General features: G+C 66.4%; 13 protein-coding genes. 8 read left to right on the plus strand and 5 right to left on the minus strand.

Annotated elements, in window-relative coordinates:
* The first annotated feature begins 71 nt into the window (after positions 1 to 71).
* From GL284_RS07950 to GL284_RS07960, 3 genes are all read left to right on the plus strand, one after another.
* Positions 72 to 770 (plus strand): carbonic anhydrase, encoded by a 699-nt coding sequence (locus tag GL284_RS07950; RefSeq protein ID WP_155044070.1) that lies wholly within the window; start codon positions 72 to 74, stop codon positions 768 to 770.
* A gap of 5 nt (positions 771 to 775) precedes the next feature.
* Complete coding sequence (locus GL284_RS07955) at positions 776 to 2,302, plus strand: SulP family inorganic anion transporter (RefSeq protein ID WP_155044071.1); 1,527 nt, start codon at positions 776 to 778, stop codon at positions 2,300 to 2,302.
* A gap of 90 nt (positions 2,303 to 2,392) precedes the next feature.
* The gene (locus GL284_RS07960; protein ID WP_155044072.1) at positions 2,393 to 3,250 is read left to right on the plus strand and encodes a formate/nitrite transporter family protein; all 858 of its coding nucleotides are present in this window, start codon (positions 2,393 to 2,395) and stop codon (positions 3,248 to 3,250) included.
* A gap of 8 nt (positions 3,251 to 3,258) precedes the next feature.
* Here the strand turns inward: GL284_RS07960 and GL284_RS07965 are convergent, their stop codons facing one another.
* The 4 genes from GL284_RS07965 to GL284_RS07980 form a co-directional block, all read right to left on the minus strand.
* Positions 3,259 to 4,386 (minus strand): carboxylate-amine ligase, encoded by a 1,128-nt coding sequence (locus GL284_RS07965; protein WP_155044073.1) that lies wholly within the window; start codon positions 4,384 to 4,386, stop codon positions 3,259 to 3,261.
* A gap of 102 nt (positions 4,387 to 4,488) precedes the next feature.
* Positions 4,489 to 5,979 (minus strand): tripartite tricarboxylate transporter permease, encoded by a 1,491-nt coding sequence (locus tag GL284_RS07970; RefSeq protein WP_155044074.1) that lies wholly within the window; start codon positions 5,977 to 5,979, stop codon positions 4,489 to 4,491.
* 4 nt (positions 5,980 to 5,983) lie between these two features.
* Positions 5,984 to 6,457, minus strand: coding sequence for a tripartite tricarboxylate transporter TctB family protein (locus GL284_RS07975; RefSeq protein WP_155044075.1), 474 nt, complete (start codon positions 6,455 to 6,457; stop codon positions 5,984 to 5,986).
* 67 nt (positions 6,458 to 6,524) lie between these two features.
* Positions 6,525 to 7,499, minus strand: a complete 975-nt coding sequence (locus GL284_RS07980) for a tripartite tricarboxylate transporter substrate binding protein (RefSeq protein WP_155044076.1) — start codon at positions 7,497 to 7,499, stop codon at positions 6,525 to 6,527.
* A gap of 314 nt (positions 7,500 to 7,813) precedes the next feature.
* On the opposite strand from GL284_RS07980, the gene GL284_RS07985 reads away from it, so the two are divergent.
* Genes GL284_RS07985 through GL284_RS08005 form a run of 5 tightly spaced genes read left to right on the plus strand, consistent with a single transcriptional unit; the run spans position 7,814 to position 15,261 of the window.
* Positions 7,814 to 9,904: a TonB-dependent siderophore receptor gene (locus GL284_RS07985; protein WP_155044077.1), complete on the plus strand. Its 2,091-nt coding sequence runs from the start codon at positions 7,814 to 7,816 to the stop codon at positions 9,902 to 9,904.
* Complete coding sequence (locus tag GL284_RS07990; RefSeq protein WP_341870325.1) at positions 9,898 to 10,788, plus strand: ABC transporter substrate-binding protein; 891 nt, start codon at positions 9,898 to 9,900, stop codon at positions 10,786 to 10,788. The genes GL284_RS07985 and GL284_RS07990 overlap by 7 nt, the downstream gene beginning before the upstream one ends.
* A 7-nt stretch (positions 10,789 to 10,795) precedes the next feature.
* On the plus strand, positions 10,796 to 12,772 hold the full coding sequence (fhuB, locus tag GL284_RS07995; RefSeq protein WP_425274189.1) for a Fe(3+)-hydroxamate ABC transporter permease FhuB: 1,977 nt from the start codon (positions 10,796 to 10,798) through the stop codon (positions 12,770 to 12,772).
* A complete protein-coding gene (locus GL284_RS08000) occupies positions 12,769 to 13,545 on the plus strand; it encodes an ABC transporter ATP-binding protein (RefSeq protein ID WP_155044078.1) in 777 nt (258 codons plus the stop codon). The genes fhuB and GL284_RS08000 overlap by 4 nt, the downstream gene beginning before the upstream one ends.
* An 18-nt stretch (positions 13,546 to 13,563) precedes the next feature.
* Positions 13,564 to 15,261 carry an ABC transporter ATP-binding protein gene (locus tag GL284_RS08005; RefSeq protein WP_155044079.1) on the plus strand — a complete coding sequence of 566 codons (1,698 nt, stop codon included), beginning with the start codon at positions 13,564 to 13,566 and terminating at the stop codon, positions 15,259 to 15,261.
* On the opposite strand, the gene GL284_RS08010 is transcribed toward GL284_RS08005, so the two are convergent.
* Positions 15,240 to 16,250 (minus strand): siderophore-interacting protein, encoded by a 1,011-nt coding sequence (locus tag GL284_RS08010; RefSeq protein WP_155044080.1) that lies wholly within the window; start codon positions 16,248 to 16,250, stop codon positions 15,240 to 15,242. The genes GL284_RS08005 and GL284_RS08010 overlap by 22 nt on opposite strands.
* Positions 16,251 to 16,289 lie beyond the last annotated feature (39 nt).

A 16,289-nucleotide genomic window follows, 5' to 3' on the forward strand; every position in this document is an offset into this window, starting at 1 on the left:
GGCCCAGAACCGACCCGCACCCATCCCGGGCCGCCACAAGACCGGCAGCCCGACAAGCGAAAGGACCATCGATGCCTGATTTCATGAAGGGGATCACCAGTTTCCGCGGGGACGTTTTCCCGCAACAGGCCGCGCTTTACCGGCAATTGGCGCATGAGGGTCAAAGCCCGCAGGCCCTGATGATTTCCTGCGCTGACAGCCGCGTCATGCCCGAGGCGATCACGCAATCGGGCCCCGGAGAGCTGTTCGTCTGTCGCAATGCCGGAAACATCGTGCCGCCGTTTTCGACGATGAATGGCGGTGTGTCCTCGGCCATCGAATATGGCGTGATGGCGCTGGGGGTGCGCGACATCATCGTCTGCGGCCATTCGGAATGCGGCGCGATGAAGGGCCTGTGCTGCCCGCATCTGCTGGAGCCGATGCCCAATGTCGCCGCCTGGCTGCGTCACAGCCACGCCGCGCATTCGGTGGTGTCGCAAGCCTATCCGCAGGGCCTGAGCGAGCCGGACATGATCCGCGCCGTCGCGCTGGAAAACGTGCTGGTGCAGCTGGATCACCTGCGCACGCATCCTTCGGTCGCGGCGAAGCTGGCGCAGGGTGAGATCACGCTGCATGGCTGGTTCTTCGACATCGAGACTGGCGGCGTGCTGGTCTATGACGGCGAGAAACGCGAATTCGTGCTGCCCCGCGACGGCCAGGACCTGCCGGTCGCGATCCGGGGCCGCATCCAGCCGCAGCTTGCCGCGCAGGCCACCATCGCGGCGGAGTGACGATCATGCAGAAATACGCCTCCTCATTCTCGCGTGATTTTGCCGCTTCGCTGGTGGTCTTTCTGGTGGCCATGCCGCTGTGTCTGGGCATCGCCATCGCCTCGGGCGTGCCTGTGGCGATGGGGCTGATCTCGGGCGTCATCGGCGGCATCGTCGTGGGCTTTCTGGCCGGATCGCCCTTGCAGGTGACGGGACCGGCGGCGGGGCTTGCCGTCATCGTCTTTGGCTTCGTGCAGGAATACGGCATCGCCATGCTGGGTCCGGTGCTGGTGCTGGCCGGGATCATCCAGATCGCCGCCGGGTTTCTGCGCATGGGATCGTGGTTCCGCTCGATCTCGCCGGCGGTGGTGCATGGGATGCTGACGGGCATTGGCATCCTGATCATTCTTGGCCAGATCCATGTGCTGATGGGCAGCGCGCCCGCCGCACATGCGACCGACAATATCGCCGCGATGGACGAAAGCGTGTCGCGCGTGCTGGGCGACACGGTGTCGTCCGAGACGCTGGCGCTGCTGATCGGCCTGATTTCGCTGCTGGCGATGCTGGGCTGGGAAAAGATGCGCCCGACATCGCTGGCGCTGGTGCCCGGCGCGCTGATCGGCGTGGGCGCGGGCACGGTGCTGACGGCGTTGATGAACCTGCCCATTCCGCGCGTCGAGGTGCCGGATTCGATCTTTTCCAGCATCGCGCTGCCGACGGTCGAGAATTTCGCCCGCATGACCGAACCGGGACTGATCGTCGCCGCCGTGGTCATCGCCATCATCGCCAGCGCCGAGACGCTGCTGTCGGCGGCCGCCGTCGACCGGATGCATGACGGCGAACGCACCCGGCTGAACAAGGAGCTGTTTGCGCAGGGCGTCGGCAACGGCTTGTGCGGGGTGCTTGGCGGTCTGCCGATCACCGGCGTGATCGTGCGGTCCTCGGCCAATGTGCAGGCGGGGGCCCGGACGCGGGCCTCGACCATCATGCATGGCATCTGGATTCTGGCGCTGATCGCGGCGCTGCCGGGGCTGTTGGGTCTGGTGCCGCTGACGGCGCTGGCGGCGGTGCTGCTGGTGACCGGCTGGCGTCTGATCGGCATTCACCATGTCCGCGAATTGCTGACCAATCACGGGTTCTTCCCGGTGGCGATCTGGGTGGCGACGGTGGTGATGGTGGTGACGCATGACCTGCTGGTCGGCGTGGGCATCGGCCTGGCGCTGTCGCTGGTCGAGGTGCTGCCGTGGCTGGTGCGCCGCTTTTCGATCAGGCGGACCGAGCAGGGTGACGCGATCCGCCTTGGCCTTGACGGGGCCGCGACCTGCCGCAGCGTGCCCGCGATGCTGGAGACGCTGGAGAACCTGCCCGAAGGCCGCAAGGTCTGTCTGGACGGTCAGAAGCTGAACTATATGGACCATACCAGCGCCGAGACGATCTGCGAATGGGTCCGGCGCGAGACGCGGGCCGGCCGCCCCGTCGAGGTGCTGGCGCCGCAGCAAAGCGATCCGCGGATCGGGCGGATCTTCGCGCGGCTCTCCTCCGAGACTGCCTGAGCGGGTCCATTGCCGAAATCTTTCGTGGCGCCGGGAACGACCGGCGCCACGTCGCGCTTGTGGCTGTGGCATTTGCAGGATGACACAGGCATGAGCGACCACAGCCCGGCACGGGAACTGCCCAAGGACGAAGCGACCCCCGAAGAGGCCAAGGCCATTCCCGCCGATGATCTGGAAGAACGGATGCCGTCAAAAGCGGCGACCGTGCACGAACTTCTGCGCCGCGAGGGCGAGCGCGAGCTGTCGCGTGAGGTTTTCGCGCTGTTCTGGTCGGCCTTGGCGGGCGGCATCACCATGAGCCTGTCGCTGGTCGCGCGCGGCATCATCAGGGCCAATCTGCCCGATATCGAGCTGGGCTTTCTGATCGAGGCGGTGGGCTATACCTTCGGCTTCATCTTCGTCATCGCGGCGGGCCAGCAGCTGTTCACCGAAAACACGGTGACGCCGGTCGTGCCGGTGCTGCGCAAGCCCACGGGTGGCAACGTCTTGCGGCTGCTGCGGCTGTGGGGCTCGGTCTTTGCGGGCAATCTGGCGGGCGCGGCCATTGCGGCGGCGGTCTTTGCCTATCTGCCGGTCTTTACCCCCGAAGTGACGCAGGCCTTTCTGGAGATCGGCCATCATCTGATGGAAAAGACCCCGGTGCAGATGTTCACCGGCGGCATCATCTCGGGCTGGATGATCGCCACGATGGTCTGGGCGATCTATGGGCTTGAGCAGTCGAAGCTGCTGCTGGTGTTTCTGGCGACATATCTGGTGGCCATAGGGGATTTCCCGCATGTCATCGTCGGCAGCGTCGAGGTGATCTATCTGCTGATGATGGGGCAGGCCAGTCTTGGCCCGGCGCTGGGGGCGTTCCTTCTGCCCACCACGCTGGGCAATATCGTCGGCGGCACGGCGATCTTTGCGTTGGTGTCGCATTTCGAGGTGCGCGCCGACGAGGAAGGCTGAGGGGCAGGCTAAAGATCGCGGCGAAATTCCGCGATCAGGTGCTGGACCACGGCGCGCATCGCCTGATCGTGATCTGCCCCTGCCGCCAGCGCCGAGGCCATGACCGCGCGCTGGCGGTCGGCGGCGCTGTCCTGCGCCATGTCGCGCAGCCGGGCGGTGGCGGGCTGGCTGTCCAGCGCATCGGCGTCCTCGGCGATCAGCGCCAGCCAGTCCTCGGTCAGTTGCGCAAATGGCCGGATTTCGCGCGAGCCGAAGTCGATCAGCCCCTCGGTCACGCCATAGCGCAGCGCGCGCCAGCGGTTTTCACCCAGCAGGAAGTTGTCATATTGCCGCCAGCGCAGGTTCTTGCGGTGCAGCCGCACCAGCATCCGCGCCGTGGCCTGAATCGTCGCGGCCATGGTCAACGCATCGCGGATGCGCGGGCAGGCGTCGCAGATCCGCGTCTCCAGCGTGGGGTAATGCGACGAGGGGCGCAGATCCCACCAGATCTTGCTGGCATCCTGAATGATGCCCAGATGCACCAGCGCCTGCACCGAACGCTGATATTCCCCCCAGCCCGCGAATTGCGGCGGCAGGCCCGTGCGGGGATAATTGCCAAACACCGTCGTGCGATACGAGCCAAGCCCGGTATCCACCCCCTGCCAGAACGGGCTTGAGACCGACAGCGCCAGCAGATGCGGCAGGAAATAGGGCATCTGGTTCATCAATTCGATCCGCAGCGCCTTGTCGGTGATGCCGACATGGACATGCATCCCGCAGATCAGCATCCGCCGCGACACCGCCCCCATTTCGCGCGACAGCTGGATATAGCGGTCCTTATCGGTATGGCTTTGATCGCGCCAGTCGGCAAAGGGATGGCAGGCCACGGAAATCGGCGCCATGCCAAATTCCGCCGCATGGGTCGCAATCGAGAGGCGCAGCCGCGCAAGATGGTCGCGGGCCTCGGCGATATTGCGGCTGACGGGGGTGCCGACCTCGATCTGGCAGCGCAGATATTCCGGGCTGACCTGATCGCCAAGATCGGCCTTGCAGGCGGCCATCAGCGCGTCGGGCGCCTCGGCTAAGGCGCCGGTTTCGGCATCGACCAGCAGATATTCTTCCTCGATGCCCAGCGTGAAGTCGTCGTCGTCCTGCATGGTGATCCGCCTGTCGTGACCTGTGGCGGATCAACACATTGGCAGCGGCCCGCGTTCCCGCCACGCGGCCGCCGTCATGCCAAAGCCCTCATGCCACAGCCCTCATGCCGCCGCCTTGCGCCCGCGCACCAGCCGCAGCACCAAGGGCAGAAACCAGATCAGGATCGTCATGATCCCCAGCCCGGCGGCGATGGGCCTGCCGAAGAATTCCAGCAGATCGCCATTGGCCTTGATCATCGAGGTGACGAAATGCTGTTCCAGCATCGGCCCCAGCACCAGCCCAAGGATGGCGGGCGCGATGGGGATGTCGTTTTCCTCCATGATGAAGCCCAGAACGCCGAAGGCCAGCATCAGGATGATGCCAAAGACCGAATTGGTGATGGCAAAGGCGCCGACGATGCAGAACAGCAGGATGATCGGCATCAGGATGCGCTGCGGCACCGCAAGGATATGCGCCGAGCCGCGGATCGCCAGCCAGCCCAGCGGGATCATCAGCAGATTGGCCAGCAGAAAGACGATGAACAGCGCATTCACCATCGCCGCCTGTTCGATGAAGATCGTCGGGCCGGGGTTCATGCCTTTGATATACAGCACGCCGATGACGATGGCGGTGATGGAATCGCCCGGAATGCCAAAGACCAGCGCCGGGATCCACGCGCCGCTGACGGCGGAATTGTTCGAGGCCCCGGCCTCGACCAGCCCCTCGACATGGCCGGTGCCGAATTTCTCGGGCGTGCGGGAAAACCGCTTGGACATCGCATAAGATATCCACGCCGCGATATCCGCGCCCGCGCCGGGCAGCGCGCCGATCAACGTGCCGGTGACATTGCCGCGCATGGTCTGTTTGGGATACCGCTTCAGCACGCCCCATTGCGTGCGGATCATCCCGCGCGTGTCGGGTTTCAGCGCCGGGGGCATCTTGTGGCCATGCACCATATAGCGAAACACCTCGGCCAGCGCGAACAGCCCGATCATCGCCGGAATGAATGAGATCCCGGCCAGCAGATCGACATTGCCGAAGGTGAAGCGCGGCTCGGCGGTGGGGTTGTCCATGCCGACACAGGCCGCGACCAGCCCGATGACCAGCGCCACCAGCCCGCGCGTGACCGAGCCGGGCGACACGAAGATCGCCGCCGACAGCCCCAGCAGCACCAGCCAGAAATATTCAAAGGAGGAGAATTTCAGCGCCACCTCGGCCAGCAGCGGCGAGGCGAGGATCAGCACGATGGTGCCGAAGACGCCGCCGATCACCGAAAAGACCAGCAAGGCGCCAAGCGCCTCGGGGCCGCGCCCGTCGCGGGTCATGCGGTAGCTGTCTTCGACATAGGCGGCCGAGGCAGGCGTGCCGGGGATGCGCAGCAGCGCACCGGGAATGTCGCCGGAAAAGATCGCCATGGCGGATGCGGTGACGATCGCGGCGATGGCGGCAATCGGCTCCATGAAGAAGGTGATGGGCACCAGCAGCGCGGTGGCCATGGTGGCGGTCAGGCCGGGGATGGCGCCGACGAACAGCCCGAAGGCGCCCGACAGCAGCATGACCAGCAGCACCTGCCAGTCAAAGACCATGGCAAAGGATTGGGACAGCGTGCTCATCGGATCACCACGGCAGCGACAGGATTTCGCCGCGCGGCAGCGGCACCAGCAGCATCCGGCCAAAGGCGAATTGCACGACCAGCACCGTGACCAGCGCGATGGGCAAGATCAGCAGGGGCTTCGTGCGGGTCAGCGCCAGCATGGCCGCGACCAGCACCAGGCTGGCAAGGGTGAAGCCCACGCGGTCCAGCACCAGCACATAGACCCCCACCAGCAGCGCCGCCCCCAGAAGCCGCGCCCATGCCCCGGTTTCGCGCGCCCAGTCGGCCACCTGCACCAGCGCCATGCCGCGTTCCTGACGCAGGCCCTTTGCCAGCATCACCGCGCCCAGCACGATGGCCAGAAAGCCCACGACCTCGGGCAGGGTCTCGGCGCCGTATTTCTGGCCCGGCAAGGGCGAAAAGCGCATCGACGCGATGAACAGAACCACTCCGCCCAGCAGGGTCAGAAACCCCAAGGCGCGATCTCCCAGTCTCATTCCAGCCTCCCCTCTGGTTCGGGGGGCCGCGCCGGGGCGCAGCCCGCCCGTGTCGTCATCCGTGTCGTCACTTGGCCAGACCGGCCTCTTTCATGACCGCGCCCAGCGTGGCGTCGTCTTCGGCCACGATGCGGGCGGTGTCCTCGGGTCCGGCCCAACGAAGGCCGAAGCCGCGTTCGGTCATGAAGTCCTGATATTCCTTGCTGTCATAGGCTTTTTGAATGGCGGCGGTCAGCTTGGCGCGCACGTCTTCGGGCATGCCCTTGGGGGCCGCGATGGTGCGCCAGACCGACAGTTTCCAGTCCGAGCCGGTGGCCTGTTTCAGCGGCGGCGCGTCGGGAAACAGCGCCTGCGGTTCGTCGGACATGGTGGCCAGCGCCCGCACGCGGCCCGCATCGATCAGCGCGCGCCCCTCGGCCAGCGACGAGGGCACAAGCTGCACGCCGCCCGCCACCATGTCGGTCAGCCCGGCAGAGGCACCCTGACTGGGCACCCATGCCACGTTCTGCAAGGGAATGCCTTCGGACAGCATCCAGCCCAGCATGTTCAGATGCCAGATGCCGCCCTGTCCCGTCCCCGAGGCTTTCAGCGTGCCTGCGGGTTCCGATTTCATGGCGTCGCGCAGCTCGGCGGCGGTCTGCCACGGCGCGTCCTCGGCCACCATCAGCCCGCCCGGATCGGCATTGACCATGGCCAGAAAGTCGAAATCCTCATGCGTCAGCTGGGTCAGGCCCTGCCAGTGCATCATGTCGATTTCGATGGTGACGATGCCGATGGTATAGCCGTCGGGCCGCGCGCGCGAGATCGCGGTATGGCCCACCACCCCCGAGCCGCCGGTCCGGTTCACCACGTTCACCGGCTTGCCCAGTTCCTGTTGCAGCATTTGCGCGAAGATGCGGCCCACCGCATCGGTGCCGCCGCCCGCGCCCCAAGGCACGATCATTTCGATCGGGCGTTCGGGATATTCCGCCAGCGCGGGCGTGGTCAGCGTGGAAAGCGTCAGCGCAGCCGCCATCAGCGGCAGAAAACATCTGCGGTTCATCGGTTCTCCTCCCTCAGGGCACGGTCGGCCCTCGCTGAGGATCAGGATTGGGGATTGTGTATACATTGTCAACGATCCAGTCGGATCTGCGTTTCACTTTGCGGATTGGCGCAGATTTTCAATGCATACGCTGTGTTTGCCGCGATGACGTTCGCCACACGCGCGGCGCGACTGCGGCAGGAAAACCACGCAGACAGGCCGACGCAATGTCACGGCTGTGTGACGGGCAGAATCTGTATTAAAACCGTCAGGAAATGAATCGCGGTCGTTCCTGCCAGCAGGCGGCGGCGCGCAAATGAAAGGTGGTCGAAAAGATGTTCTCCTCTCGTGTGCTGCTGCTGGCGGGTGCCAGCGTTCTGACACTCTCATTGCCCGCGCTGGCCCAGACCGAAGGCACCACGGAGAGTGTGGTTCTGGATGAGATCGTGCTGGACGCGACCGCGCCGACGCAGGGCTATGTCGTGCCGACCACGCAGATCGCCACCAAGACCGAGGCGACGGTGCTGGAAACCCAGCAGTCCGTTTCGGTCGTGACGACCCAGCAGATCCGGGATCAGGGCGCGGCCTCGGTCGGTCAGGCGCTGCGCTACAGCGCCGGTGCCGTTGCCGAGCCTTACGGCGCGACCCCCGGCTTTGATGAGCCGAACATCCGCGGCTTCGGTTCGAACAACTCGCAATATCTGAACGGGCTGCGGTTCATCCGCAAATTCGGCGCGCCCTCGTATGAGCTTTACGGGCTGGAGCGTGTGGAACTGCTGCGCGGCCCGTCCTCGGGGCTTTACGGCGCGGGTTCACCCGGCGGGATCGTGAACCTTGTGCAGAAGCACGCCCAGCAGGACGACTTTGCCGAGGCAGGCGTCGGCTATGGCAGCTTTGGCGATGCCAGCCTGTTTTTCGACGTGAACCGCGCCCCGTCTGAGATTCTGGCATGGCGTCTGACCGGCCAGATCAGCAAGACCGAAGAGCAGGTGAAGGACGTGACCAACGACCGCCAGTATCTGGCCGGCGCATTCCGCTGGCAGCTGGATGAGGTCTCGACGCTGGACCTGCTGCTGGGCTATCAGAAGGACAGCCCGATTTCGCCTGCGGGCGTGCCCTATGCGCTGACCCAGATCGCCGATGACGATTACCTGCGCGAGTTCTATGCCGGCTATCCCGATGAGACCGACAGCGACCGCCGCATGTTCAATGTCGGCGTGGAATATGCCCGCGATCTGGAAAACGGCTGGCGCGTGGAACAGGGCTTCCGCTATCAGAAATTCGACTGGGACTATAACATCTTCACGTCGAACGCGCTGACGGCGGACGGCAATTTCATCGACCTGAACCAGACCATCCAGAACGAGGACAGCACCACGCTGAACGTCGACACCCGGCTGGTGGGCGATGTGACCACGGGCGCTGCCACCCACAAGATTCTGGTCGGTCTGGATATCATCCGCAACAAGCTGGATAACAACACGCAGTTCCTTTACCCGCAGGATATCGACTGGCGGAACCCCGACCGCGACATCGACGTGGTGGGCGATCTTTGGTATGAAAAGCACGAAGACCTGACGATCCAGCAGATCGGCATCTATGCGCAGGACGAAATCGCATGGAACAACTGGCGTCTGTCGGCGGGCCTGCGTCACAGCTGGGTCAAGCAGACCGGCACCGTCACCAACAATTTCACCGGCACCTCCAGCGCCTATCAGAAGGATGAGGCGACGACCGGCCGCATCGGTCTGTCCTATCTGTTCGCGAATGATCTGGCGCCCTATATCGCCTATTCGACCTCGTTCGACCCCGAGATCGGCACGGATCGCAATGGCGACACGCTGAAGCCGACCGAGGGCAAGCAGTGGGAAATCGGCGTGAAGTATCAGCCCGCGCAGAACATCCTGCTGACGGCCGCCGTCTATGATCTGAAACAGACCAATGTCGTGCGCAGCGACGAAAGCTTCCAGCCGTTCCAGATCGGCGAGGTGCATTCGCGCGGCGTCGAGTTGGAAGCGACGGCGGAACTGGCCGAGGGCTGGGATGTCCGCGCCGCCTATACCTATACCGACGCGCGCCAGAAGGGCGATGCCCGCGAAACCGGCCCGTTCCTTGACGGCAACCGTGCCGCGAACTCGCCCTATCACATGGCCTCGCTGTGGCTGGACCGCGATTTCGGCAACGGCTTCCGCGCAGGCGGCGGCGTGCGCTATGTCGGCGAGCGCTATGGCGACGATGCCAACAACTACCCGCTGGACAGCTATACGCTGCTGGATCTGGGCGCGAGCTATACCCGCGACAATATCGAAGCCTCGCTGAATGTGCTGAACCTTGCCGACAAGACCTATCTGGCAAGCTGCAGCGCGTTTTACTGCAACTATGGCGAAGGCCGGGAAGTGCAGGCGCGGCTGACCTACAAGTGGTAACCCACCCGGCCCGCGTGCTGGACCGGCGTGCTTTCCTGATCTCCGCCGCGGCGCTGGCTGCGGCGGGGCCTGCATTTGGGGCGCGGGGTTTTCGGCTGGCGGCGGTGGACTGGGCCATGCTGGAAACCGCCTGCGCCCTTGGCCACCAGCCCGTCGCGGCCTGCGAACTGATCGGCTATCGGGCCGAAAGCTCGGTCGGGGATCTGCCGGGGGTGGTGGATCTGGGGCTGCGGGGCGCGCCGAATTACGAACTTCTGCAATTGACCAAGCCCGATCTGATCCTGTCATCGCCGTTCTATCAGCAGCATCAGGCGCGACTGGCTTCGGTCGCGCAGGTGCTGTCGCTGGGCTTCTATGTGCCGGGTGAGCCGCCCCTGGCCAAGGCGCTGGCGGCGCTGGAGGATCTGGGCGCGGCCACCAACAGCGCCGCCGCCGCGGGTCAGGCCCGCGCCGAGGCCGAGGCCGAGTTCGACGCCTTGGCCCGGCGCGCCGCAGCCTTTCAGGATCGGCCGGTCTGCCTGATCGACATTGGCGATGCCCGGCATCTGCGCGCCTTCGGCTTTGACAGCATGTTCGGCGATGTGCTGGTGCGGCTGGGGTTGCAAAACGCATGGTCGGGCCAGACGCAGTTCAGTTTCCGCGCGCCTTTGCCGCTGGAGCGTCTGGCCGACACGCCCGAGGCGCGGCTGGTCATCACCGGCGACATCCCGACCGAGGCGATCGGCGGGCTGCGCCGCAGCATCCTGTGGCAGGCCCTGCCGCAGGTCGCGCAATCGCGGCTTTACAGGATGCCGACGGTCAATGCCTTTGGCGGGCTGCCCTCGGCCCAGCGGTTCGCGCGGCTGCTTGTCCAGACATTCGAGGCGGGGCCCACGACGCTATGACCATGCTATGACCATGCGCACCTTCGTTCTGGCGCTGCTGCCGGCGGCGGCTCTGGCGTTGCTGATGTGGCTGATGGCCGCGCATCGGGTGCTGCCGGGCGATTGGCCGGCATGGCCGTTCGATCCGGCGCGCATGAACCTGCAGCAGATCCTGCTGGCCTTTGGGCTGATGCCGCGCGGCGCGATTGCGCTGGTTGCGGGCGTGGCGCTGGGGCTGTCGGGCGCGCTGTTGCAGGCGGTGTTGCGCAATCCGGTCGCCGATCCGACGACGCTGGGCATTTCCGGCGGGGCGCAGCTTGGGCTGGTGATCGCCACGATCCTTGCGCCGGGCCTGCTGGAGCATGGCCGCTGGCCGGTGGCGCTGACCGGCGCGGGACTGGCGGCGGGGCTGGTCATGGCCATCGGCGCGCGCCGGGCCTTTGCGCCGGTGACCATGGTCATCGCGGGGATGATGGTTGCCATGACCGCCTCGGCCATTGCCACGGCGATCACGCTGGCGCGGGGGGAATATCTGCTGTCGCTGGTGATCTGGAACGGCGGCTCGCTGGTGCAGCAGGACTGGAGCGGCGTGCGCATCCTTGCCCTTGTGCTGGCCGTCTGCGGCATCGCGGCGGCGCTGCTGGCGCGGCCCTTGCGCGTCCTGTCGCTGGGGGCTGCCGGGGCGCAGGGGCTGGGCATGAACGTCGCAGCCGTGCGCTTTGCGGCGGTGGTCGTGGCCGTGGTGCTGGCGGCGGCGGTCTCGGCCGAACTGGGGCTGATCGGCTTTGTCGGTCTGGCCGCGCCCGCATTGGCGCGCACGCTGGGGGCGCGGACCATGGGGCAGGTGCTGGCCATGGCGCCGCTGATCGGCGCGCTGACGCTGTCGATCTGCGACGGCGTGGTGATGACGCTGGCAGGCGCCACCGGAGAGATGTTTCCCACCGGCGCGCTGACCGGGCTGATCGGCGGGCCGCTGCTGATCTGGCTGCTGCCGCGCCTGCGCGGATCGACCCCGCCCGGAACCGAGGCGGGCGAGGGGCCGGGCGCACGGCTGGCGCGGCCCGGTCGCGTGCTGGCCGGGCTGGGCGCGTCGATCATCGCGCTGATCGTGGTGCTGGTCTGGATCGGGCGTATTCCGGGCGGTTGGGCCGTGCTGGATTGGGACAGTTTCCGCGCCTTCCTGCCGCTGCGCCTGCCGCGACTGGTGGCAGCGGGTGCGGCGGGGGCGCTGCTGGCACTGGCCGGAGCGGTGCTGCAGCGACTGACCGCGAACCCTCTGGCCTCGCCCGAGGTGCTGGGCGTGTCGGGCGGGGCCTCGATGGGCTATGCGATCACGCTGTATCTGTTCACCGCGCCGGGGCAGGGCGTCCTGAGCATCGGCACCATGCTGGGCGGAGCGCTGGCACTGGGGCTGGTCGCCAATTACGCCCGCCGTCGCGACATGCCCGCTGAGCGCGTGCTGCTGGCGGGGGTCGCGGTCTCGGCCATGGCTGCGGCGCTTTTGTCGGCGATCATGGCCACCGGCAGCACACAAAGCTGGCAGGTGCTGGCATGGCTGTCGGGATCGTCCAGCAAGGTCGGACCGGCGCAGGCCGCGACGCTGGCGGGGCTGGCGGGGGTCATGCTGGCGGCGGTCTGGCTGGCGCGGCGCTGGTTGCAGGTGCTGCCTTTGGGCGGCGAGGTCGCGGCGGGCGTCGGCCTGCCGCTGATCCGGGCGCGGCTGGCGCTGATCGGGCTGGCGGGCGTGGCCACGGGCGCGGCGACGGTGCTGGTCGGCCCGCTGAGCTTCGTGGGTCTGATGGCCCCGCATCTGGCGCGCCGCATTGGCCTCGCGCGGGCGCAGGATCACGTTCTGGGTGCGGCGCTGATCGGGGCGATCCTGATGATCGCCGCCGATTTCGGCGCGCGGATGGCCGGTTTTCCCTATGAACTGCCTTTGGGGCTTTTCGCCTCGCTTCTGGGGGCGCCATGGCTCATATGGCTGATGATGAGGATGAGGCGATGACCCAGCCACTGTTCACGATCAAGGGCCTGTGCGTCGATGTGCCGGGCCGCAGGCTGATCCACGATCTGGATCTGGCGCTGCCCGGCGGGCAGGTGATCGCGCTGATCGGGCATAACGGCTCGTCGAAATCGACGCTCTTGAAGGTGCTGGCGCGCCAGATCGGGCATTCCCTGGGCGAGGTGCGTTTCGCGGGCCGTCCGATCAGCGACTACAACGCGCAGGATTATGCGCGCGGGCTGGCCTTCATGCCGCAGACCACGCCTCCGGCCGAGGGCATGACGGTGCGCGAACTGGTGGCGCTTGGCCGCTATCCCTGGCACGGCGCGCTGGGGCGGTTCGGGCCGGACGACCATGCCGCCGTCGAGGGCGCGATGCAGGAATGCGGCGTCACCGAATTCGCGGGTCAACTGGTCGATACGCTGTCAGGGGGCGAGCGCCAGCGCTGCTGGCTGGCGATGATGGTGGCGCAGGCCGCGGGCACGCTGCTGCTGGATGAGCCGATTTCGGCGCTGGACATCGCCCATCAGGTCGAGGTCCTGTCGCTTGTCCGCCGCATGTGCCACAATCAGGGCCGCACCGCCATCGTCGTGCTGCACGAGGTCAACATGGCCGCAAGATTCTGCGATCATGTGGTGGCGATGAAGGCGGGCCGCCTTGCCTTGCAGGGCAGTCCCGACGATCTGATGCGCCCCGAGGCGCTGGAACATGTGTATGGCCTGCCGATGCAGGTCTTGCGGCGCGAGGATGGCGGCAGGGTCGCCGTCCCCGCATAGGAAGAACAAGGACCGGACATGCTGCGCGAATTCTTTGGCTATTACCGCCCGTGGCTTGGGCTATTCTGGCTGGATTTCGGCTGTGCGGTTCTGTCGGGGCTGCTGGAACTGGCCTTTCCGCTGGCCATCACCGCCTTCATCGACCACCTGTTGCCGCAGGGCAACTGGAGCCTGACCGTCGCCGCAGCCATCGGTCTGATGGTGCTTTATGCCGCCAATACCGGGTTGCTGGCCATCGTGGTCTATTGGGGTCACAAGCTGGGCATCAATATCGAAACCGAGATGCGCGCCCGTGCCTTCGACCACCTGACGCGGCTGTCATGGCGCTGGTATGACCGCGCCCGCACCGGCAAGCTGGTCGCCCGCGTCACCCGCGACCTTGAGGAAATCGGCGAGGTCGCCCATCACGGCCCGGAAGATGCGATGATCGCGCTGATGACCTTTATCGGCGCCTTCCTGCTGATGTTCTGGATCCATCCGCAACTGGCGATGATCGTGGCGCTGATCGTGCCTGCGATGCTGGCGCTGGTCATCTTTTACGGCGGGCGGATGACGCGGACGTGGCGGGCGATCTATTCCCGCGTCGGCGATTTCAACGTCCGGCTGGAAGAGGCGCTTGGCGGTGTGCGCGTGGTGCAGGCCTTCGGCAATGAATCCCATGAAAGCGAGCTGTTTGCCGTCGACAACCAGAATTACCGCAAGACCAAGCTGGAAGCCTATAAGGTGATGGCGACGGTCTCGGCGCTGCAATACATGGGTCTGCGCTTCGTGCAGGTGATCGTCATGGTCATGGGAGCCTATTACGTCATGCGCGGCGATCTGACGACCGGCGGCTTTGTGGGCTTTCTGGTGCTTGTCGGCGTGTTCTATCGCCCGCTGGAAAAGATCGCTGCCGTGATCGAGACCTATCCGCGCGGCATTGCGGGCTTTCGCCGCTATCAGGAACTGCTGGCAACCGACCCCGAGATCGCCGATGCGCCCGACGCCATCCCGGCCCCGGCGCTGCGTGGCGATATCCGGTTCGAGAACGTGAGCTTTGGCTATGACGAACGCCCGATCCTGCGCGGCATTGATCTGGACATCAAGGCGGGCGAAACCGTGGCCTTTGTCGGCCCGTCCGGCGCGGGCAAGACGACGCTGCTGGCGCTGCTGCCGCGCTTTTATGAACCGACCTCGGGGCGGATCACCGTCGACGGCATGGCGTTGGATCAGTTGCAGCTGCACAGCCTGCGCCGCCAGATCGGGCTGGTCAGTCAGGACGTGTTCCTGTTCGGCGGCAGCCTGCGCGAAAACATCGCCTATGGCCGGCTGGGTGCCTCGGATGCCGAGATCACCGAGGCCGCGCGGCAGGCGCAGCTTGGCCCCTTGCTGGACAGCCTGCCGGATGGGCTGAACACCATCGTCGGCGAACGCGGCGTCATGCTGTCGGGCGGGCAGAAACAGCGCGTGGCGATTGCCCGCGCCTTTTTGAAGAACCCGCCCATCCTGATTCTGGATGAGGCGACCAGCGCGCTGGACAGCCAGACCGAGCGGGAAATCCAGTCAGCGCTGGACGCGCTGTCTGTCGGGCGCACGACGCTGGTCATCGCGCACCGGCTGGGCACGATCCGCAATGCCGACCGCATCGCCGTGATGCAGGACGGCCGCATCGTCGAGATGGGCGAACATGGTGCGCTGGTGGCGCGCGGCGGGGTCTATGCCCGGCTGTCGGGCTGACCCCAATAAGCGGCGGCGGTGAACTGCCGCTTGCTGAGCCCGGCTTTCAGCAGCGCAGCGCGGGCCTCGCGCGCGGCCTGCGCCGGACCGGCGAACCAGACATGGCGATCCTCGGCCGTGTCCGGATCACCCGTGCCCAGCTCGGCGTTGTTCAGCGCGGCCAGCAGATCGTCGCAGCGCGTCACGCGCGGATCCGCCGCCAGATCGCCCAGATCCTCGGGCGCGCAGGAAATCCATGCGCGCGCATCGCCTTGGGTCAGCGCCAGCATCCGCGCGATGGCGGGCAGGGCGGTTTCATCGCCGAACAGCCGCAGCGTGCCCGCCTCGGGGCACCAGCCGCCGCCGGGGCCGATGATGCCCACTTCCTCGCCGGGGCGCACGCGGTCGGCCCAGTCGCAGGTCGGGCTGCCCGCGTGGCGGAAGATGTCGAAATCGGCCCAATCCGCCGCCTGATCGGCCACGGTATAGACCGGGCGATGCAGCGCATCCGCGCCATCGGGCCAGACGGTGCGGCCGTTTTCGGCGATGCGCGGCCATTGCGGGATGCGGCCCTGCGGCGCGATCAGCAGGCGGAAATGCAGACTGCCCTGGCCAAAGCGCGCGGCCTCGTCTCCGCGCAGACGGACGCGCAGAAAGCCCGGCGTGCGGGGCGTGACGCGTTCGACCTGCATCAGCGCAAGGCCGGGGGTCAGCGCGCCGACATTCACCCGGTCCCAGCGGATGTTCAGGCCGTGGCTTTCAAAAAGCTCGGTCGCGCTGTCCTGCAAGACGCCGATCAGGCGCTGCTCCGGGGCGTTCAGCTCGATCCGGGTGCTGCCCGCGTCGGGGATCAGCGTCAGCTCGCTGCCCCAGACATGCATGGTCAGGCTGTCGGGCGTTTCAATCAGCGCCACCTCCCATTCGGCGGCGCGGGCGCGCAAGATCGCGGCCGCCGCGCCCGAGGCGCTGGAAAGCGTGCCGATGCTGCGATGCGGGCGAATGGGAAACATTGCGCGGACCTTTCGGTGATATCCGGCGCAGCATATATC

It is taken from the genome of Paracoccus shanxieyensis, from assembly GCF_009711265.1.
GTDB classification, from domain to species: domain Bacteria; phylum Pseudomonadota; class Alphaproteobacteria; order Rhodobacterales; family Rhodobacteraceae; genus Paracoccus; species Paracoccus shanxieyensis.